22 protein-coding genes, 1 tRNA gene, 1 rRNA gene and 1 riboswitch are annotated in these 20,084 nt (G+C 43.9%); of the genes, 4 read left to right on the forward strand and 20 right to left on the reverse strand.

Features of this window, described 5'->3' with window-relative positions:
- Positions 1-245: 245 nt before the first annotated feature.
- The 4 genes from ACE1TF_RS19725 to groES all read right to left on the reverse strand — a co-directional run bounded on the left by ACE1TF_RS19725 (position 246) and on the right by groES (position 3,755).
- Positions 246-1,265 (reverse strand): glycerophosphodiester phosphodiesterase, encoded by a 1,020-nt coding sequence (locus ACE1TF_RS19725; RefSeq protein WP_052363969.1) that lies wholly within the window; start codon positions 1,263-1,265, stop codon positions 246-248.
- A 253-nt stretch (positions 1,266-1,518) separates the two neighbouring features.
- Positions 1,519-1,692 carry a hypothetical protein gene (locus ACE1TF_RS20475; RefSeq protein ID WP_483867169.1) on the reverse strand — a complete coding sequence of 58 codons (174 nt, stop codon included), beginning with the start codon at positions 1,690-1,692 and terminating at the stop codon, positions 1,519-1,521.
- An 86-nt stretch (positions 1,693-1,778) separates the two neighbouring features.
- Positions 1,779-3,416, reverse strand: coding sequence for a chaperonin GroEL (groL, locus tag ACE1TF_RS19730; RefSeq protein WP_042428898.1), 1,638 nt, complete (start codon positions 3,414-3,416; stop codon positions 1,779-1,781).
- 54 nt (positions 3,417-3,470) lie between these two features.
- Positions 3,471-3,755 (reverse strand): co-chaperone GroES, encoded by a 285-nt coding sequence (groES, locus tag ACE1TF_RS19735; protein WP_042402835.1) that lies wholly within the window; start codon positions 3,753-3,755, stop codon positions 3,471-3,473.
- A gap of 263 nt (positions 3,756-4,018) precedes the next feature.
- Here groES and ACE1TF_RS19740 point away from each other — a divergent pair, with 263 nt between their 5' ends.
- Both ACE1TF_RS19740 and ACE1TF_RS19745 read left to right on the forward strand, forming a co-directional pair.
- A complete protein-coding gene (locus tag ACE1TF_RS19740) occupies positions 4,019-4,762 on the forward strand; it encodes a CPBP family intramembrane glutamic endopeptidase (RefSeq protein WP_375019297.1) in 744 nt (247 codons plus the stop codon).
- On the forward strand, positions 4,759-4,947 hold the full coding sequence (locus ACE1TF_RS19745; RefSeq protein WP_375019299.1) for a DUF4305 domain-containing protein: 189 nt from the start codon (positions 4,759-4,761) through the stop codon (positions 4,945-4,947). Before ACE1TF_RS19740 ends, ACE1TF_RS19745 begins: the two co-directional genes overlap by 4 nt.
- Before the next feature lie 140 nt (positions 4,948-5,087).
- Here ACE1TF_RS19745 and tatC read toward each other — a convergent pair whose 3' ends face one another.
- From tatC to ACE1TF_RS19760, 3 genes are read right to left on the reverse strand one after another with little or no spacing between them, the layout of a single operon-like run.
- A complete protein-coding gene (gene tatC / locus ACE1TF_RS19750) occupies positions 5,088-5,858 on the reverse strand; it encodes a twin-arginine translocase subunit TatC (RefSeq protein WP_042402830.1) in 771 nt (256 codons plus the stop codon).
- Positions 5,859-5,902: 44 nt separating this feature from the next.
- Complete coding sequence (locus tag ACE1TF_RS19755; protein ID WP_081829355.1) at positions 5,903-6,064, reverse strand: twin-arginine translocase TatA/TatE family subunit; 162 nt, start codon at positions 6,062-6,064, stop codon at positions 5,903-5,905.
- Positions 6,065-6,082: 18 nt separating this feature from the next.
- Entirely contained in the window at positions 6,083-6,724 is a 642-nt protein-coding gene (locus ACE1TF_RS19760) for a redox-sensing transcriptional repressor Rex (protein ID WP_375019302.1), read from the reverse strand.
- A 138-nt stretch (positions 6,725-6,862) separates the two neighbouring features.
- Here ACE1TF_RS19760 and ACE1TF_RS19765 point away from each other — a divergent pair, with 138 nt between their 5' ends.
- Together ACE1TF_RS19765 and ACE1TF_RS19770 are read left to right on the forward strand one after the other, a co-directional pair.
- Complete coding sequence (locus ACE1TF_RS19765; protein WP_375019304.1) at positions 6,863-8,815, forward strand: ABC-F family ATP-binding cassette domain-containing protein; 1,953 nt, start codon at positions 6,863-6,865, stop codon at positions 8,813-8,815.
- 23 nt (positions 8,816-8,838) lie between these two features.
- Positions 8,839-8,938: riboswitch (purine riboswitch) on the forward strand.
- A 79-nt stretch (positions 8,939-9,017) separates the two neighbouring features.
- A complete protein-coding gene (locus ACE1TF_RS19770) occupies positions 9,018-10,193 on the forward strand; it encodes an MFS transporter (protein WP_375019306.1) in 1,176 nt (391 codons plus the stop codon).
- Between the two features lie 44 nt (positions 10,194-10,237).
- Here ACE1TF_RS19770 and ACE1TF_RS19775 read toward each other — a convergent pair whose 3' ends face one another.
- The 13 genes from ACE1TF_RS19775 to ribD form a co-directional block, all read right to left on the reverse strand.
- Positions 10,238-10,732: a DUF1722 domain-containing protein gene (locus ACE1TF_RS19775; protein WP_375019308.1), complete on the reverse strand. Its 495-nt coding sequence runs from the start codon at positions 10,730-10,732 to the stop codon at positions 10,238-10,240.
- A gap of 7 nt (positions 10,733-10,739) precedes the next feature.
- Complete coding sequence (gene tsaD, locus ACE1TF_RS19780; protein WP_375019310.1) at positions 10,740-11,759, reverse strand: tRNA (adenosine(37)-N6)-threonylcarbamoyltransferase complex transferase subunit TsaD; 1,020 nt, start codon at positions 11,757-11,759, stop codon at positions 10,740-10,742.
- A gap of 16 nt (positions 11,760-11,775) precedes the next feature.
- Positions 11,776-12,222 carry a ribosomal protein S18-alanine N-acetyltransferase gene (gene rimI / locus ACE1TF_RS19785; RefSeq protein WP_238544760.1) on the reverse strand — a complete coding sequence of 149 codons (447 nt, stop codon included), beginning with the start codon at positions 12,220-12,222 and terminating at the stop codon, positions 11,776-11,778.
- A gap of 16 nt (positions 12,223-12,238) precedes the next feature.
- Entirely contained in the window at positions 12,239-12,940 is a 702-nt protein-coding gene (gene tsaB, locus ACE1TF_RS19790; protein ID WP_375019312.1) for a tRNA (adenosine(37)-N6)-threonylcarbamoyltransferase complex dimerization subunit type 1 TsaB, read from the reverse strand.
- Entirely contained in the window at positions 12,937-13,392 is a 456-nt protein-coding gene (gene tsaE, locus ACE1TF_RS19795) for a tRNA (adenosine(37)-N6)-threonylcarbamoyltransferase complex ATPase subunit type 1 TsaE (protein ID WP_375019314.1), read from the reverse strand. Before tsaE ends, tsaB begins: the two co-directional genes overlap by 4 nt.
- Positions 13,393-13,406: 14 nt before the next feature.
- Positions 13,407-14,378, reverse strand: coding sequence for a thiamine-phosphate kinase (gene thiL / locus ACE1TF_RS19800; protein WP_375019316.1), 972 nt, complete (start codon positions 14,376-14,378; stop codon positions 13,407-13,409).
- 751 nt (positions 14,379-15,129) lie between these two features.
- Positions 15,130-15,206: transfer RNA gene (locus ACE1TF_RS19805), tRNA-Met, on the reverse strand.
- Between the two features lie 10 nt (positions 15,207-15,216).
- Positions 15,217-15,333: ribosomal RNA gene (gene rrf, locus ACE1TF_RS19810) — 5S ribosomal RNA — on the reverse strand.
- Positions 15,334-15,418: 85 nt separating this feature from the next.
- On the reverse strand, positions 15,419-16,558 hold the full coding sequence (locus tag ACE1TF_RS19815) for a trans-sulfuration enzyme family protein (protein WP_375019318.1): 1,140 nt from the start codon (positions 16,556-16,558) through the stop codon (positions 15,419-15,421).
- Positions 16,559-16,711: 153 nt separating this feature from the next.
- Positions 16,712-17,170: a 6,7-dimethyl-8-ribityllumazine synthase gene (gene ribH, locus ACE1TF_RS19820; protein ID WP_375019320.1), complete on the reverse strand. Its 459-nt coding sequence runs from the start codon at positions 17,168-17,170 to the stop codon at positions 16,712-16,714.
- 12 nt (positions 17,171-17,182) lie between these two features.
- Positions 17,183-18,370 carry a GTP cyclohydrolase II gene (ribA, locus tag ACE1TF_RS19825; RefSeq protein WP_375019322.1) on the reverse strand — a complete coding sequence of 396 codons (1,188 nt, stop codon included), beginning with the start codon at positions 18,368-18,370 and terminating at the stop codon, positions 17,183-17,185.
- Complete coding sequence (locus ACE1TF_RS19830) at positions 18,354-18,959, reverse strand: riboflavin synthase (RefSeq protein ID WP_375019324.1); 606 nt, start codon at positions 18,957-18,959, stop codon at positions 18,354-18,356. The genes ribA and ACE1TF_RS19830 overlap by 17 nt, the downstream gene beginning before the upstream one ends.
- On the reverse strand, positions 18,940-20,031 hold the full coding sequence (gene ribD, locus ACE1TF_RS19835; RefSeq protein ID WP_375019326.1) for a bifunctional diaminohydroxyphosphoribosylaminopyrimidine deaminase/5-amino-6-(5-phosphoribosylamino)uracil reductase RibD: 1,092 nt from the start codon (positions 20,029-20,031) through the stop codon (positions 18,940-18,942). The genes ACE1TF_RS19830 and ribD overlap by 20 nt, the downstream gene beginning before the upstream one ends.
- Between the last annotated feature and the right edge of the window lie 53 nt (positions 20,032-20,084).

Consider the following 20,084-nt stretch of genomic DNA (forward strand, 5'->3'; position numbering starts at 1 on the left):
CAAAAATCCTGCGTGGATGATGTTGTGATTTTCAACGTCCTCCACGCAGGATGGACCAAACGCAGTGCGGTAGGCTTTTATACTTGGGCGCTCAATTTTTAGTGTCTACTTTCTTGACTGAAGTCCATTTTGTCTCTTTATGATCTGAGTCTATGATGGGATTTTATCGCATTTTCACTTAAAACCCAAGAAAACCGAGCATACACGCTAATATGCTCGGTTTCTTCATTCTATTCTACACTTGTTCATCCATTCTCTAGCACTTCATGAAGCTGGTCAGGGAAATCAGTGAAAATCCCGGTTACGCCCCAATCGACGAGACGTTGCATATCGTCTTGATCATTTACCGTATACACATGAAAATGAAATCCATGGTCCAATGACTGTTGAACAAATGCTTCATCAATTACTTCTGTACCATCATAATAGTCGAGATGTGCGCCAATACCTGCGGCATATGAGCCGATCTCTTCAAAATGTTCATCTGTCATATCTACTGGAGCGGGTGTGACATCTAGCCACTCCTCTATTTCTCCTGTTTCTTCATCCACTTCCCACCATAGCAGTTGTATGAGTGGAATATCGGCATTCAGTTCATGCATCATTTTCAAACTCTCCGGGCTGAATGACTGCAAAAGCACCGTTCCGTTGTCCACAAGCCCTGCCTCTTCGACAATCTCAACGAGTGGCTCTTCCATTCCTTGGTTAATTTCTGGTGATTTCGTTTCAATGTAATAATTCTCGTCAGGTCCATACAACTCAATAATCTCTTCGACAGTGAGAATTTCTGCGCCTTCATACGCCTCATCTGCATACTCTGGATACTCTTCATTAAACCAAGAGCCGGCATCTAGTTCCTTCAGCTCTTCAAGCGTATAATCACCAATCGCTCCTTCTCCGTCTGTCGTTCGGCTTATTTCATCATCATGAAAAGCAACAAGCTCGCCATCAGCGGTCATTTGCACGTCAAACTCTAAATAATCTGCGTCCATTTCTAGTGCAAGATCAAAGGCATACTCAGTACTTTCCGGAGCATACCCGCTCGCCCCGCGGTGAGCAATAACAGCGAAATCATCTGGAGCGGTCATCTGTTCAACTTCTTCATCTGCATCCTCTGCTTCTTCGTCTTCATCTACTTCTGCTATCTCCTCAGTTTCATGCCCATCCCCTGTTTCAACATCTGCTTCCTCTTCATCAGAACTGCAGGCCGTCATTATTGCAACTAAACCGACAGTCCCAATACCCATATGCCATGACTTTCTCATGTGCAAAACCTCCTGGTGTGTAATATATTTAGTATGATTTAAACATAATAAATACTAGTAGAAAACTACTCGTTCTGCAACTAAGAGTTGATGCTGATATATGGAGAATAAGTGACGTTGGACATTGTTGTTACAGGTAACTTGAACAAAGCCCCGAATTTTAGCCGTATTTAAGAAAAGAATGAGTGTAAAGGTTTGCACCATATGTACGTCCCTTGCATCGACGTGTGTCAAATCTCCAACCAGTATGTGTCTACCCCATAGGTACAATTCCAAGTGCACGCTTTCGACACGGGTGTGCACGTTTTCGACATGGATGTGCACATATTCGACAGCGAAGTGCACACTTTCGGCACAGATGTGCACATACTCGACACAGGTGTCCACACTTTCGACAATCCGTCCTCACCCACCTCACTACCTGCAAGTTAACCTTTGAAACAGTAAAAAACCCCGAGCTAAATTCATAGAATTTAGCTCGGGGTTGAATTTATTTAGGCTCGAATGCCGGAACTACATCATTCCTGGCATTCCGCCGCCCATGCCGCCCATGTCAGGCATTCCGCCGCCGGCGCCTTCTGGCTCTGGGTGGTCGGCAACGACTGCTTCTGTTGTTAGGAACAAAGCAGATACAGAGGCTGCGTTTTGGAGTGCTGAACGCGTTACTTTTGTTGGGTCAACAATACCTGCGTCGAACATGTTTACCCACTCGTCTGTTGCCGCGTTGTAACCAACACCGATTTCTTCTGTCTTTAAACGCTCAACAATGACAGACCCTTCAAGGCCAGCGTTGTGTGCAATTTGACGAACAGGTGCTTGAAGCGCGTGAAGAACGATGTTGACACCTGTTGCTTGGTCTCCTTCAGCTTGGATCGCTTTAACAGAGTTGTACACATTAACAAATGCTGTACCACCACCGGAAACCATGCCTTCTTCAACCGCTGCACGTGTTGAGTTCAAAGCATCTTCAATGCGTAGCTTACGTTCTTTCATTTCTGTTTCAGAAGCTGCACCTACTTTAAGGACAGCAACCCCACCAGAAAGCTTCGCAAGACGCTCTTGAAGTTTTTCTTTATCAAATTCAGAAGTTGTTTCTTCTGCTTGTGATTTGATTTGGTTTACACGAGCTGTAATTTGGTCAGGCGCTCCTGCACCTTCAACAACTGTTGTGTTGTCTTTTGTAACAACGATTTTAGACGCGCGACCGAGTTGGTCAATCGTTGCTGACTTCAAGTCGTGTCCAAGATCTTCTGTAAGAACTGTTCCGCCTGTAAGAACTGCGATGTCTTCAAGCATTGCTTTACGACGATCACCAAAGCCTGGTGCTTTCACAGCGACAGCGTTGAATGTTCCACGAAGTTTGTTAAGCACAAGTGTTGCAAGTGCTTCGCCTTCCACATCTTCAGCGATGATGAGGATAGGACGGTTTTGTTGAACAACTTGCTCAAGAACTGGAAGAACTTCTTGAATGTTTGAGATCTTCTTGTCTGTAATGAGGACGTAAGGATTCTCAAGCTCTGCTTCCATCTTCTCGTTATCCGTAACCATGTAAGGTGATGCATATCCACGGTCGAATTGCATACCTTCTACGACTTCTAGCTCTGTTGTGAATCCTTTTGATTCTTCAACAGTAATAACGCCGTCGTTTCCAACACGGCTCATCGCTTCAGCGATAAATTCGCCAACTTCTTCGTCGTTTGCAGAAACAGATGCTACTTGCTTAATCGAGTCGCGACCTTCGATTTCCCGGGAAATCTTTTGAAGTTCTTCAACAGCAACTGCTGTAGCTTTTTCGATTCCACGACGAACGCCCATTGGGTTTGCACCAGATGTAACGTTTTTAAGTCCTTCTTGGATCATCGCTTGTGCAAGAACCGTTGCCGTCGTTGTACCGTCACCGGCAATGTCGTTTGTCTTGCTCGCAACTTCGGATACGAGTTGTGCACCCATGTTTTCAAAGTTGTCTTCAAGCTCAATTTCCTTTGCAATCGTCACACCATCATTTGTAATTAGTGGTGAACCGAATTTCTTTTCAAGAACAACGTTACGTCCTTTAGGTCCGAGTGTAACTTTAACTGTATTTGCGAGTTGGTCAACACCGCTTAACATTGCGCGGCGTGCGTCTTCACTATAACGAATATCTTTAGCCATTGAAATTACCTCCTAAATAAATGTATCTAGGCAGCGAGCCTAAGAGAAACTTCCTTAACCGATGACGGCTAAAATATCACTTTCACGTAAGATCAAATATTCATTGTCTCCGTGCTTTACTTCTGTTCCTGCGTATTTAGAGAAGATAATCGCATCGCCTTCACTTACTTCTGGAGCTACTTTCTCACCGTTTTCAGTGACACGACCTGTGCCAACAGCTACAACTTTACCTTCTTGTGGCTTTTCTTTAGCAGAGTCAGGAAGTACAATCCCGCTCGCTGTTTGTTCTTCTTGCTCAACTAGTTCAATAACAACACGATCACCTAATGGTTTTAACAAGGAAAACAACCTCCTTTGAGTTATGTTGTAAGCACGTCTCTTCTTCAGTTGTTATACTGGGTTCAGTGACTGTACAAGGGATTTATTAGCACTCACTCACGACGAGTGCTAATTCCACTTTCAATAATAAAAGTTTCACCTAAATTTTGCAAGTGGTTGACGAAATTTTTTTGTTACGAATGTTGTTTCAGACAATACGCGTTGTGACATGCTACAATAGAATTGCTTTTTCTTAATTCCCGAACCTAAAGGAGTTTTGTTCCTTGAGTTACACGCTACGATACTGGCTCGTTGTGATCGCATTTATTGTTGCCCAAGTGCTATCGCTGACGTTGAGCATTGTGTTTGGTTTATTTTCTAACATGAGTTTAGAAACAGCCATGTCCATGGCTGTCGTCATTCCGTTTTTCCTCGGTGCAGTTACGATGATGTTGCTTATTCGAAACGCACATCCGCTCATGAGACCGGAGAAACCCCGTTCTAATATAGGGCCAACGATTGGTTGGATCTTTGCCGGTGTCGCTCTTGCGCTCATTGGTCAGAACCTCGGATTTGCTATTCAGTCTGGGTTATACGGAGCCCCCCGTGAATCTGAGAACACGATGATGTTATTAGAAGTCATGAGTTCGGTTCCAATTATGTTGCTTGCGGTTGTCATTTTCGGTCCGATCATGGAAGAGATTTTGTTTAGACAAGTGATTTTCGGCAAGTTATACAAACATATGAACTTCTTCTTTGCTGCTGGATTGAGCTCCTTAGCCTTCTCCATTGTTCACATGGAGATCGCGAATATTTTCGTCTATGCAGGAGCAGGTTTTGCCTTTGCTTTCGTCTATGTGATGTCGAACCGCATTATCGTCCCGATCATTGCACACTGTCTCATGAACGCCGTCGCCTCATTACCGATCCTTCTTGAGTATCTAGGCTATGACGTTTTGGAAATGATGGAAAATGTTGAGCAGATGACGCAGTTCATTACACCGTTAATTGGCGTGTTCTTCTCATGAATCCGCTTATTCTAGCGGTATTGTATTTCTTAGTCGGGAATTTGTTTGTTATGTTTGCGATCGTTCATGTACAAACGGAAGGCTGGGAATTCTTTTCGGTTTTATTTATAAGCATTGCCGCGGCTGATTACATGCTCGCCTGGCACAACTTACAAAAACGAAAACAAAGCCAAAGCAATCAATGATGAACGCTTTTCGATTCGCCCCAACCACGAATGGTTGGGGCGAATATCACCTTTCACAGTCGTTTGCTGTACATACGTATGATTTTACGAAAATAAAAACTGAGCCCATTCCAAGTTGAATGAGCTCAGTTTTTTTAGGTTTACTCTGAATATGTGTCAGACTCTGCCATTTGCCGTTGTGCTTCAGCTTCTTCTTTTAATCGTTTCTTGTAAACCGCCCTAGAGATGACGAGGCTTAATTCATAAAGTAGCAATAACGGTACGGTAACCATAAGGTGGGAAATCAGTTCCGGTGGCGTAATAAATGCTGCGATAACAATGAGTACGAAGTAGGCGTACTTCCGAATTCGGTGCAAAAACATCGGCGAAATGAGGCCGAGTCGGGTTAAGAACATAATGAGCACCGGCAGCTGGAATAAGAACCCAAACGGAATCGTTAACCGAAATAAGAAAGAAAAGTATTCTTTAATTCCGTATTGCTCTGTAATGTTGAGTCGGTCCCCGATACTAGCTAAAAACTCTAATAGATAAGGAATGAGGATATAATAAGAAAAGGCAATACCACCGAGGAAAAGCAAAACCGCAAGTGGGATATAAGATAACGTAATCTTCTTCTCTTTATCCGCCAAACCTGGGGAAACAAATGCCCACATTTGATACCAAATGACTGGAACAATTAAGATTAAACCGATGACAAAAGCAAAGTTAATATACACTTGCAACGGGTCAGTAAGCTGAAAGGCGTTCATCGGGAAGTCTTGGGCTTGTGGGATATTTTGTAAGTATTCAATGACCGTAGGCGCAGCTAGAAATCCTCCAGCCATACCGACAACAAGATAAATCGCAACGATAATTAATCGTTTGCGCAGTTCTTCAAAATGGGCGAGAAAAGTCATGTCTTGTTGTTTCATCTACACCCGTCCTTCATCCAAATCATAATCATTGTGTTCTCCATCTATTTATTCTTCTTCGTATCGTTAAGAACGTTCTGAGTTGCCTTTCGGAACTCTCGTACGGCACTTCCCGTCGCACGTCCTACTTCAGGAAGCTTATTCGGACCAAAGACGATGAGTGCAGCTATGAGGATTACGAGTATACTGCCAAATCCAATATTCATAGTGTCTCCTCCTTTATATTACTTTGTTTGTAGAGGGTAATGTTTGAGAAAGTATATTAAAGATTGCAATTCAATCGAAAGATCAATGTGATGCAAACGGATGTGATCAGGAACGCTCAGTCTCGTAGGAGTAAAGTTCATAATGCCTTGAATACCTGTATTTGCCAAGCGATCTGCAACCGTTTGTGCAACAGCTGACGGAACGGCGAGGATTGCCGCTTTAATGTCGGTTGTTACCTTTTCGTCTAGTTCATCCATATGACTAATGGTGACCCCGCCGATTTCGTGACCGACAAGTGAATGATCATTGTCAAATGCTCGAACGATTTGCGTGTTGTTGTTTTTGGCAAAGTTATAGTTAAGCAACGCTTTGCCTAAGTTCCCAACACCCACTAATATAACATGTGTCGTCTCGTCTTGATCGAGTGTTTTGCGGAAAAATGATAACAAATAATGAACATCATAACCATATCCTTTACGACCTAGAGCGCCAAAATACGAAAAATCCCTTCGAATGGTTGCTGAGTCAATCTTCACCGCTTCGCTCAATTCTGTTGAGGACACGCGTAACTTACCAGAACCATATAGGTTCTCAAGATAACGATAATATAAAGGCAAGCGCTTAGCTGTTGCCTGGGGTATTTTCTGTTGTTCCTCCATAGGCATTCCCTCACGATCGGTCTTCTCTTTACAGCTAGTATTATAACATGTTTTCACCAAAGTCGCTGTACGCTTGACCTATCCGACGTTGTCTTATAACGTTAGACTAAACAGTCTCGCAGATGTCTGCGTAAAAGGATGAGCCCATTGATCATACTGCAATGTGACCGAATTTCGAAATCATTTGGAGTCGACTCCATATTACAAGATATAAAAATGGAAATCAAAAGCGGGGAACGTGTTGCGCTCGTTGGCCGCAACGGTAGTGGAAAAACAACACTACTCAAAATTATTACCGGTGAAATGTCTTATGACAGCGGTGAAGTGATTATGCCCAAATCGGTGAACGTCGGCTTTCTCGCCCAGGACACGGGCATGAACTCGACACGCAGCATTTGGGACGAGATGCTTACCGTGTATGAACAGGTCATCAAGCTTCAACATGAACTCCGAGCACTTGAAGAACAAATGTCTGACCCAAAAGTATTTGAGGACCCCGAGCGGTATGAACAGACGTTGAAAGAATACGATGACAAACAAGAAGCCTTTCAAAATAAAGGTGGCTTCCGTTATGAAGCGGACATTCGCAGCATCCTATCTGGGTTAAATTTCGATCACTTACATTACACCCAAAAAGTTCAGACGCTTAGTGGTGGCCAAAAAACGAGATTGGCCCTCGCTAAACTTCTCTTATTAAAACCAGACTTGCTCATTCTTGATGAGCCGACGAACCATCTGGACATTCATACACTATCATGGCTAGAGAATTACTTGAACGGGTATGATGGCGCTGTTCTCGTCGTTTCCCACGACCGTTATTTTCTTGACCGAATCGTAACAAAAGTATATGAAATTGCCCATTTGCAAGCGACCGTCTTTACAGGCAATTACACAGATTACCTCATTGAGCGCGATAAACGTCGAGAATTACAACAAAAAGCGTATGACAAACAACAAGAAGAAATTGAACAGCTCGAAACTTTCGTCCAAAAAAACCTCGTTCGCGCTTCTACGACGAAACGTGCACAAAGCCGTCGCCGAAAATTAGAACGAATGGATCGAATCGACGCTCCCCTCTCTGATCAAAAGAGTGCATCGATTTCTTTTGATATTGAACAAAAGAGCGGAAATGATGTAATCAGTGTGAGAGACCTCTCATTTTCGTATGGTGACTTGCCCGTTCTCACCGGAGTGAATCTAGCGATTACACGCGGTGAGAGTGTTGCGATGATTGGACCGAATGGCACTGGGAAGTCCACGCTCTTGAAGATCCTCGGTGGGCGTCTTGAAGCCGAGAACGGAAATGTGCTGCACGGGAGCAAAGTAACTGTAGGGTATTACGACCAAGAACAGCGTGATTTGAACGCGAGTAAAACCGTGCTTCAAGAACTTTGGGACGAGTATCCCCATGTGTATGAACGGAACATCCGTACGGTTCTCGGTCGTTTCTTATTTAGTGGGGAAGATGTGCTAAAACCTGTCCACAGTCTGAGTGGCGGGGAGAAAGCACGACTTGTTCTTTCTAAACTGATGATGAAAAAGGCAAACTTGCTACTCTTTGATGAGCCGACGAACCATTTGGACCTCGACAGTAAAGAAGTGCTTGAAGAGGCGTTGTTGGATTATCCAGGGACGAGCGTATTCATTTCGCATGACCGTTATTTCTTAAACCGTTTATCTACACGAACACTAGAATTTCATGAAGGCTCCCTTATTGAATACCTCGGAAACTATGACTATTATTTAGAGAAAAAAGAAGAAGAAGCAGAGCGGGAACGACTGCGACTTGCTGAACTTACTGACGACCGTGTAGTAAATGCCGCCCCACCTGAATCATCGCAAACCGCAAAGAAAGATTTTATGCAAGGCAAAGAAGATAAACGAGAAGCGCGCAAACGCCAAAGACAGATTGATATGTTAGAAGAAGCCATTGAACAACTAGAGGCGGAAACCGAACAATTACAAGCACTTATTCTCCAGCCCGACGTATACGAAGACTTCGCTCGGGCGGCAAAGATCCAAGAAGATATCGAACAAAATGAACGAAAGATTGAAGAACTCCTGGAAGAATGGCAGGAATTGCAATCATAAAACGATTGCCAATGCTTAAGACATGTGCTAATATAATCAACTGTTGTATAACCTCAATGATATGGTTTGAGGGTCTCTACCAGGAACCGATAATTCCTGATTACAAAAATGGCTGTTTTCATTTTTGTAATCAGGAATTTTTTTATGTCTTCCTGAACGATGATGAACGCCATCACTACTAAACAGGAAGAAGGTTGTTTGTATGAATTGGAGAGTGTACATTCTCGCCGCCGCAGCTTTTTCAGTCGGTCTCGTGGAGTTAATCGTTGGGGGTATACTGCCTGTCATTGCTGCTGATTTGGATGTAACCATTGCATCTGCTGGTCAGCTCATTACCGTGTTTGCCCTTGTTTACGCAATTTCAGCACCTGTATTAATCTCAATAACTGCGAAAGTTGAACGGAAGAAATTATATATCATTGCACTCATTATCTTTACCCTTGGAAATATCATGACGTACTTTAGTACGACTTTCGCTCTCGTTATGATTGCCCGTGTTATTACAGCCATGAGTACGGCTCTAGTTGTCGTCTTATCGTTAACCATAACAGCGAAAATTGTAAAACCTAGCCATCGGGCAAAAGCGATTGGCCTTGTGTTTATGGGAATCAGCTCTTCTCTCGTTTTTGGTGTCCCAGTAGGTATATTCCTAACAGAAGTATTGGATTGGAGAACGGTCTTTTTAGGCATTGCCCTTCTATCTTTGCTTTCAATTATTCTTGTGAGCTTGCTCATTGAGAAGATGCCTGTGGAGAAAGTTGTACCGATCCGTGAGCAAGTACAATCGTTGAAAAGCATCAAGATTAGCACTGCTCATTTAGTTACGTTGTTCATGCTCGCCGGTCACTACGTGCTTTATGCGTATTTCACACCATTTCTTGAAGAAGCGTTTCAGATGGAACCGCTATGGATTAGTATTTCTTATCTAATCATTGGTGTAGCATCTATTGGCGGGAATGCACTCGGCGGTGTACTCAGTGACAAGTTTGGATCAAGAACGTCCATACTTGCTGTCGTATCCACATTTGCCGTCGTGCTGTTCGTCATCCCTTTCACGACCGGATATCTATTAATGTTCCTCGTGTTTACCGCATTATGGGGTGGCCTAAGCTGGGCACTCACTCCGGCAATGCAAAACTATTTAATTCAATCGGCGCCAAAAACATCCGACATCCAGCAAAGTTTAAACACTTCCGCTTTGCAATTTGGAATCTCCATCGGTTCAGCAGTTGGAGGACTCGTACTTGCATTTACAGGAACAGTAATGAGTCTCGCAAGCTTCGGAGCGGTTCTCGTTCTAATTGCATTTGGTTTTGCAATCGTCTCATTACGCAGACCACAACTGAACTATACTCAACAGTCAGCAGAAGTAAAGTGACACAAAAAGCCAGCCTATAGTCGACCTATAGGCTGGCTTTTTTATCAATTATCATCGCAAATATAATCTCCTTGCCAGTCCCAAACGTAAGCTTCGCTTAGCTCTCCTTCAATCTTTAAACCAACAGGGACAAGGGAGAAAGAACGATCACGTTGCCATAGGCGGCAACTTTTTAAATACGTCTTATCATACGCAAATGTGTACGTCTCCAGTTTCTCGAGAACTTCCTCAGGATCTTCTTTTACTCGAGTCTGAAGATATTGACGCTCTTCGGTGAGTAAATCAGATTTAAAGTATCCGAGCAGGTGGTAGAGCGCATTGGACAGCTCAGGCAAGTCCGCGGAATGCACTCCTCTATAAGTCCTGTCAATTTCCTTTAACCGAAGAAACGCAGCATTCACATCGCGTTCGTTTGGACGTAAATGATGGCGAATGTCCCGATATGCTGATTGTGAGCAAGCGAGGACGAAGTATTTATTTGCTGCCCATACAGCTTCAGCGGCTTTAGAGACCGCCTTTCGAGAAGTAATTCGTGACATTCTGTTTTCACCTCACATGTGTAGTAAGAGGGAGGTTTGGTACCCCATTTAATTTCAAATCAGCAACGTTCTTCTTTTTCCATTCTACAAACGCAGCTGCACCAATCATGGCTGCATTATCCGTACATAAAGATAAAGGTGGGATGATGAGTTGCACACCGATACGCTCCATCTTATCTTTCATAGCACTGCGTATCGCTTGATTTGCAGCCACTCCACCTGTAACAATGAGCTGTTTCGTGTCATAAGAGAGCGCCGCTCGCGATGCCCTTTCTACGAGGACCTCAACAATACTTGCTTGAAAGCTCGCTGCAATATCTTCTGCGTGAATGTCTTCGCCTCTTTGCTTTTGATTGTGCACATAGTTTAAGACCGATGACTTCAATCCGCTAAAACTAAAATCATACGTATCTTCCTCTAACCATGACCTAGGAAAATCGATCGTTGGTTCCACTTCTCTGGCGAGCCGATCAATGTGTGGTCCGCCTGGATACGGTAGACCAATGGTGCGAGCTACCTTGTCATATGCTTCACCAACAGCGTCATCTCTTGTCTCGCCAATAACCTCATAACTTCCCTCTGTCTCCATGTAGACTAAAGACGTGTGTCCACCTGAAACAACAAGTGCCATCGCAGGGTATTCAATCGTATCAACCAAGTTCGTCGCATGAATGTGACCTGCAATATGATTAACTGGAAGCAGTGGTAAGTTGTGTGCATACGCAACCGCTTTAGCCGTATTCACACCGACTAACAGAGCACCTACTAGGCCAGGGCCTTCAGTAACCGCCACAGCATCAATATCATCATACGTAAGGTTCGCTTCAGCTAGTGCATGCTTGATCACCGTTGTCATATTTTCAACGTGGTGACGAGAGGCAACCTCTGGCACAACGCCTCCAAATTGTTCATGAATCGCAATTTGCGACGCTACTTGATTGCTCAAGATCTCTTTTCCACCTCGAACGATTGCTGCGGCTGTCTCATCACAGCTCGTCTCAATAGCAAGAATTGTAGGGGTTAACAATGCTTCATCTTCCTCTCTAACTAGGTTCCATTTCAAGCGTCATAACAAAAGCGTCCTCTTTTGTATCCGTATAATATCCTTTTTCGATCCCCGTCTTCACAAATCCAAATTTCTCATATAACCGTTGTGCCGCCGTGTTGCTCGTGCGAACTTCCAACGTCATCTTTCTCGTATCGTATTGCTTTGCCGTCTCCAAAACTTCTTGAAATAACTGTTCACCATACCCATGCCTTTGCACGGAAGAATGGATAGCAAAATTCGTGATATGCGCTTCTTGCATGACGAGCCAAACACCACCATATCCGACGATTCGTGCGTCTAACTCTAACACGAAATAATGAGCAAACGGATTCTTCACAAGCTCATTAACAAATGCGTGCTCTGTCCACGGCATCGTGAATACGTCCTGTTCAACGATGAGTACTGCCGGTATGTCAGCAACCGTCATCCGTCTAATGTTCACCAATTCGCGAGCACCATTACCCATCATCACGAGATTCTTTCTGGATATTTTTCTCCGCCTCTGCCAATTGCAAATACCGGGGGACAACCGTGTCTACATTCGTTGCAGCATCTTTTTTACTTGCCAAATGGATCATCTCACTTGGCTTCGTGCGGTTGTCTGTCGCGCCTCCAAATATTGCTCGTTCGCCAAGAACTTCTTGGATTTGTTCTTTATGGTTTTCTAGATCTAAACTTAGAAAAAGAACGTTGCGCTCGAGCGTGTCCAGTTCTTTTAGCAGATCACTCATCAGCACAAGCTCGTCCTCACGGATTTGAGAAACTTCTCCATCATTTGATTCATACAAACCAGCATATACTTGCCCTCGTCTAGCATCAATAAACGGACAAATCACGGTGCTCGTATACTTCCCATTTTGGGCTAACAGCTCAAGTGAAGATACTTCATATAAGGGGATGTCCAATGAACTCGCCATCGCCTTAGCCGTAGCGACGCCGATACGCACCCCTGTATATGATCCAGGACCCGTCGTCACAACAATGCCGGTTAGATTTTTCATTTCCAGATTCGCTTGATTCATCACCTCATCAATGCCTGGCATGAGGCGAAGAGAGTGATTTTCTTTTTTGTACGTCGTCCACTCTGCAACAATCTCGCTGTTTGTACCGATTGCAGTACCTAACACATACGTGGATGTATCCATAGAAAGAATCATCATTCATACACCTCCAACACAGATGTATAATGCAAAGCATTTGTTTTGATTTGTAAACGTCGCTCTTGCTCTCCAAGTCGTTGGAGGGTAATATGAACGGTATTTTCAGGCAATGGTACGCTCAATCGTGATGGCCATTCAATGACTGTTACTCCGTCTCCATCAACAAATTCAGAGAGACCGAGATCTTCCTCATCGCTCTCGTCCAAGCGATACGCGTCAATATGGTAAAAAGGAAGCCTTCCTTTATACTCTTTGATAATGGTAAATGTTGGAGAATTGATATTCCCTTGAACACCTAGGCCTCTTCCAAAGCCTTTACTAAAATGCGTTTTCCCTGCACCTAAATCCCCGTCCAACGTATAAACATCCCCTGGTTTGGCGACTTGTCCTAGCTGTTCCCCTAGACGCATCGTTTCTTCTGTATCATTCGTCAATATTTCGTATTCTCTCATGCCCTCACCTCTATTCAAGAACGATGTGTATATCCTTCACGCACAAGGCGTGTTTTTTGTGTGGTCGAGTTTAACGTCACATCTGCACCTTTTCCGATGACATGACCGATTATTGTAAGTGGATCTCCTATACGTTTTGCCTCTTCAGCAATACGTGGCCAATCCTCTTTCGAAACCGTACCTAGCAATTGAAAATCCTCACCACCGTTAAAGGCAAACCGCAAAGAAAGTTCGCGCCCAAACGTCTCTTCCATCAACTCTGGCATCGGGATGTTGCTTTCCTCAAGTTCAATATGAACGTCACTACTTTCAGCAATCTCCCATATTTCACTTGATAAACCATCACTGATGTCATTCAATGCCATTCTCGTTGAGTTCTCGGTGAACATTTGCGCAACCCCAGTATGCATCAGCGGTCGTTGATGCGCCTCAACAAATGCTTTGTTCGGGTTAGCATCTTGATTTAATAACTGCTCGAGACCTGCAGCTGAACCTCCTAATGAACCCGTAACGAAAACAACATCACCGACGCGTGCACTACTTCGAAGTAACGCCCTTCCCTTTGCCACTTCACCGAGAACCGTCACAGATATGTATAGTTCACTTTTTGATGTCACACTGTCACCGCCAATGAGATGAACCCCTTGTTGCTGTGCCAAGCTTTGCATTCCATCATAAATTTCAAGAACTTCATCATCAGACCAACCACGAGGAACAGCAATGGATACAAGGTAATATTTAGGCTTTCCACCCATTGCAGCTACATCACTAATGTTTACAGCGAGCGCCTTATAGCCAATGTCTGCCGGTTTCATCGTTGATCGTTTAAAATGCACACCTTCGCATAGCGTGTCGACACAACAGATCGTCTCCAATTCAGCATTTGGCTGAATAATTGCTGCATCATCCCCAATTCCGACACGCACACCTGGCTGTTTATCTTCAATTGTATTATGAATCCGTTCTATTAAGCGAAATTCATCCATCATTTATACCCCTTTAAGTCAAGGCTCATAACCAATATTCTAGCATACAATTGGTGCACGTACACGAAAGTACACGCATTGTAAAACTGCCCCAAAATGCGGTTCATGAGGGTATTTGGAGGAAGAACTTCTCTCATTTTTCCAAAATCCCCACAGAAGAACCGTAAATGCCAACATAAGCGCGTTTACGGTGGGATTTCGTAAGTGTTCTGGATAATAATAAGTAAAATCCCCACACACATTATCGAGCAGAGCCCGACCCATTGCGAACGCTAATTTTTTGTCGTTGTTACTCTATGCAGTGGATCATTATCGCAAATAGGCACACACAGTTACTTAGCGTTATGCTTTCGTTGGACACTAAAAATCTGCAGCATCGTCACATGAGTAGGTTCGCTTAAACACAAAAAAACAAACGATTTGTCGTTTGTATGTTTAATTGAGCTATGTATTTTTGGTTGCAACTTCCAGGCACTACAACCTTTTCTCAAAGAGAAGGAAAAATTCGACGTAGTGTCGAAAGTAATTTGGTTGCACTCTCCGAGTACTACAATCTAAATATTAATTGGTTGCACTCACTCAGTACCACTATCCCCTCTTGCTTCGAAGTTTAGCCGACGTAGTGTCGAGGGTAAAATTGGTTGCACCTTCCAGGCACTACAATTCTTTCTCGCAGAGAAGAAAAAAATTCGACGTAGTGTCGAGAGTGAAATTGGTTGCACTCTTCGAGTACTACAATCTAAAGAATAATTGGTTGCGGGAGGAGGATTTGAACCTCCGACCTCCGGGTTATGAGCCCGACGAGCTACCAGACTGCTCTATCCCGCGATGTGAAAAAACCTGGCAACGTCCTACTCTCACAGGGGGCTGCCCCCCAATTACCATCAGCGCTAAAGAGCTTAACTTCCGTGTTCGGCATGGGAACGGGTGTGACCTCTTTGCCAATGTCACCAGATTCGTTTGTGGTGTCTCTCAACGCCACGTGTAATAATATATCATGGAAAAAAAGATAATGCAAGGCATCTAGAAAAAAAGTTTATTTATTTTTTTGCAGCCGCTAAAGCAAGGCGCAATTCTTCAATGATTTCCCCGCTATCTTCTAGGCCTACAGACATTCTCACAAGTCCTTCCGTTATACCTAAGCGTTTTTGCAAATCACTCGGAATGCTGCGGTGGGATGTTTTTAGCGGGTAAGAAACTGTCGTTTCTACTCCTGCCAATGTGGGTACAATTCGAATCCATTGTAAGCTCTTAAAAAATGTATACGCATCAAATTGATGGCCGAGGTCGAAACTTACCATCGCTCCATTACCATGATCACTTAAGGTGTTTGGATAGTACACCTTCACACCTGGTTGCTCTTGCATAAAGGTTGCCACTTCTGCCGCGTTTTTGCTTTGTTGATTCATTCGAACGGAGATCGTCTTTAATCCTCGTGTCGTGAGCCATGCTTCGAAGGGGCTGACATTCATACCTAACTGGATGACTTTTTTCTTCGCCTGCTCAACTAACGATGATTCTCCGACAAGGACGCCCGCGGTAACGTCACTGTGCCCACCAATATATTTGGTTGCACTATGTACGACCAAGTCTGCCCCTAATGTATAAGGCCTAACAAAATATGGCGTCGCAAACGTGTTATCGATCATGACCCTGACGCCGTGACCCTTTGCTATTTGCGTGAGTTGTTCAATATCTTCAACCCTTAGAAGGGGATTGGCTGCAGTCTCTCCAAAAATGAGCGTTGTCTTTTCTGTTAATGCACTAAGGATATTGTTCTTATCGGCAAAAGAGGCCGTGTTTATTTGAACATTCCAGTCCGTAAGAAAGTTGTGAAAGAGGTCATACGTCCCCCCGTACACATCTTCTGGAATGAGCATATGATCTCCTGGTTTTACGACAGCTAAAACACCTGCAAGGATCGCAGACATTCCTGATGACGAAGCCACACCTGCGGGCGCCTCCTCCAAACCAGCAACAAGATCTGCTAACTCGTCTGTATTCGGGTTCCCATAGCGCGTATACATGTACCGTTCATTTTCAGGAGAGAAAAACTGTTCCAAATCATCTAAATCCGAAAAAGCGAAGGCTGACGTCTGATAAATCGGGGTTGCTTTACTATGTAAATGATTCTTTTTCCCAGACTCTTGATGAATAACTCTCCAGTCGAAATGCTTCATGGTGACTCACTCCTTTTTTCGAGTTTATCACAGTCGAATGTCGGAAACGATGACTAAAAAGAAATCTGTGAGAAAATATGACATAGTATTCTTTATATTCGATTCTGACTCTATACTTCGCTAGTATAGAATCAGAACCAAAAATTTGCTTCCTTACACTTCCAATGTCGCCATTTCAACAACTGTGCGCGCGGCTTCATTTCCTGTGTTTGGATGCTTAATCCCCGTTCTAGCCAAAGCTTGTTCACTCGTATCCGTCGTTAATACACCAAAAGTGATCGGAATATCTGACTCAATATTAAGTGAGCTTACACCACTCGTCACTGCTTGGCACACATAATCATAATGTGATGTTTCTCCCCGTATTACGGCCCCGAGTGCAATGACACCATTATAGCGTTGACTTTCTACCGTCTTACGGGCGGCAAACGGGATTTCAAATGCACCTGGAACTTCAACAATATGAATATCTTCACTTTTGACGCCGAGCTTCATTAACGTCTCTTTTGCCCCTGCCATAAGTAGATTTGTAATCATTTCATTAAAGTTAGCTTTTACAATCGCAATCTTTAATCCTCTTCCGTCCAATGTTCCTCTGTACGTCTTCTCCATTTCAATGACCTCCTATATTAAGTGACCAAGCTTTTCTTTTTTTGCATTCATATAACGTTCGTTTTCCTCATATACAGTTGGTGCAAAAGGAATGATCTCTTCTACAATAATCCCAGATTTTTGTAAGCCATTCACTTTCTCCGGATTATTCGTAGCGAGAGACACTTTACTGACACCTAAATGATCGAGCATAACAGCGGCAACCGTGAATTCACGTTCGTCGTCTTTAAATCCCAACGCTTCATTCGCTTCTACAGTGTCGAGCCCGTCGCTTTGTAGTTGATACGCTTTAATCTTTTCAAACAAGCCAATTCCTCTACCTTCTTGCCGCAAGTACAATAATACTCCGGCTTCTCGTTCACGAAGTGTGCGCAATGCGTCTTCTAGCTGCTGTCCACAATCACATCGTTTTGAGTGAAAGACATCTCCAGTCAAGCATTCCGAATGAACTCTCGTATACACTGCTTCTGGAACGGAAACATTTCCCTTTACAATCGCAACATGCTCTTCATCGTCTAACTTTGTCTTAAAGACCGTAATATGAAATGTCCCGTATTCAGTTGGAAGCATCGTTGCCGCTTCAGCCTGTATCAAATTCTCTGTACGAATGCGATATTCTTTTAAGTCTTCAATCGTAATAAGAGGTAAGTCATATTGCTTCGCAAAGTCCAACAACTCTGGATATCTGCTCATCGATCCGTCTTCGTTCATAATCTCACAAATCACACCCACTTCCCTTGCGCCACAAAGCTTAGCAAGATCTACAGTCGCTTCCGTGTGACCCATCCGAGTGAACACGCCACCATCCTTTGCGATGAGCGGAAAAATATGTCCAGGTCGTTGAAATTGCTCAGGTGTCGTGTTAGGCACTGTGAGTTGTAAAAGCGTATTCGCTCGTTCTGCCGCTGAGATGCCTGTTGTTGCCGATTTGTGATCGACGCTTACCGTAAACGCTGTTTCGTGAGGATCAGATGTGTTTCTAACCATCAAATCGAGCTGTAGCCGCTCAGCAATCTCTTTTGATATCGGTGCACAAATGAGTCCACGTCCATGTAACGTCATAAAATTAATACTTTCTGCGGATATACGGTCCGCAAGTGCGACAAGGTCACCTTCATTTTCCCGATCTTCGTCATCACATACGACTACCATGCCACCTGCTAGAAGCTGAACAATCGCTTGATCAATCGTGCTTTTCATCGTTAACCTCCGTGAACTTTTCAATATATTTGGCAACCATATCGCATTCTATATTAACTGCATCTCCTTCATGTAAAAATGCAAACTTCGTTGCCTTATGTGTATGGGGGATGATCGATATTTTTATTTCATTTTCTTCTACCGCGAATATTGTTAAACTCGTGCCATCCACAGCGACTGAGCCTTTCATAATCATGTAACGCGTCAGCTTTTCTGGAAGAGTGATCGAAAATTGGGTTGAATTTTGTTTCTCTTCTCTGCTCGTAACCTGACCGACACCGTCTACATGACCTGTTACGATATGACCATCAAACCTTCCCCCTGCTTGAACGGCTCGCTCCACATTAACCGGCGCATCAACTTCAAGCGTACCCATGGTCGTATCCTCCATTGTTTTTTCCATCACATCTACGGTAAAGGATTGCTTGTTGTACGAAGTAACTGTCAAGCAAACACCTGAAACAGAAATACTATCACCGATGCGTACATCTTCAGTCACTGTGCGTGACTCGATTTCTAGTGAACAACCCCCTTCCTTCTTTTCGATAGATATAAGACGAGCGACTTCTTCAACTATTCCTGTGAACATTGCTTGATTCTCCTTTCCTTAATGATGTAATTTTTATATCAGTCCCAACATTCTTTATGTTCTGTATCTGATATTTTACGGCATGATCTAGTTCAGCTATGCCTGTACCTGCAACCGTTCCCTTCGCTTCTTTTCCACCAATCATGACCGGAGCGACATATGAAATCACCCGCTCGCACCGCCTCGCCTTCAGAAAGGCTCCATGAATCTCAGCACCCCCCTCTACGAGCAATGACCGGATTCCTCTTTTCCCTAACTCAGCCAAAACCGATGGGACGGTCACTCGTTCGTCCCAAATAATCTTTGCCACATCAGTTCCCCATCCCTTGCCATCAACCTCAGTGAAAATCCAAGTTCCGCCGGGTTCTTGAAGCATTTTAGCCTGCTCTGGTGTTTGAAGTTTGCGATCCATAATGACCCGAATAGGATTGTGTCTATCACCCGCTCCCCGAGCAGTGAGCTTAGGATCATCAGCAAGAACAGTGTTAATTCCGACTAGAATTGCATCATGAGTGGCTCTTTCTTCATGGCTATCGTCTCGGGCTTCTATGCTCGTGATCCACTTACTTTCTCCTGATACTGTTGCTGTTTTTCCATCAAGTGAACTTGCAAACTTCAACGTCACATAAGGCTCACCTGTTTTGCAGTAATGAAAATAACTACGATTTAATGCTCGAGCTTCTTCGTCATAAACTCCCGTTTGAACAGATAAGCCATGCCTTTGCAAAACTTCAATTCCCTTACCTTGTACATGTGGATTAGGGTCTACAGAAGCTACGACGACCCGGGTAACTCCTGACTTTATGATGAAGTCCGTACAAGGCCCTGTGCGTCCAAAATGGCAACAAGGTTCGAGCGTTACATACAATGTTGCTCCTTTAGCCTTCTCTCCTGCCATGTTGAGCGCATGAACTTCAGCGTGCTCAGCACCCGCTTTCAAGTGGGCTCCTTGTCCAATAACACCTTCATCAGATACTACAATCGCCCCTACCATAGGATTTGGAGACGTTTGACCTCTTCCTAAACGCGCCAGCTGTAACGCAACTTTCATATACCTTTGATCCGTTGTCATCTTCTCTCCCTTCTCCAATACTCATCGACACACGAAAAAAAGCTACCCGAGAT

It is taken from the genome of Geomicrobium sp. JSM 1781026 (genome assembly GCF_041949955.1).
In the GTDB taxonomy this organism is placed as follows: Bacteria; Bacillota; Bacilli; order Bacillales; family Marinococcaceae; genus Geomicrobium_A.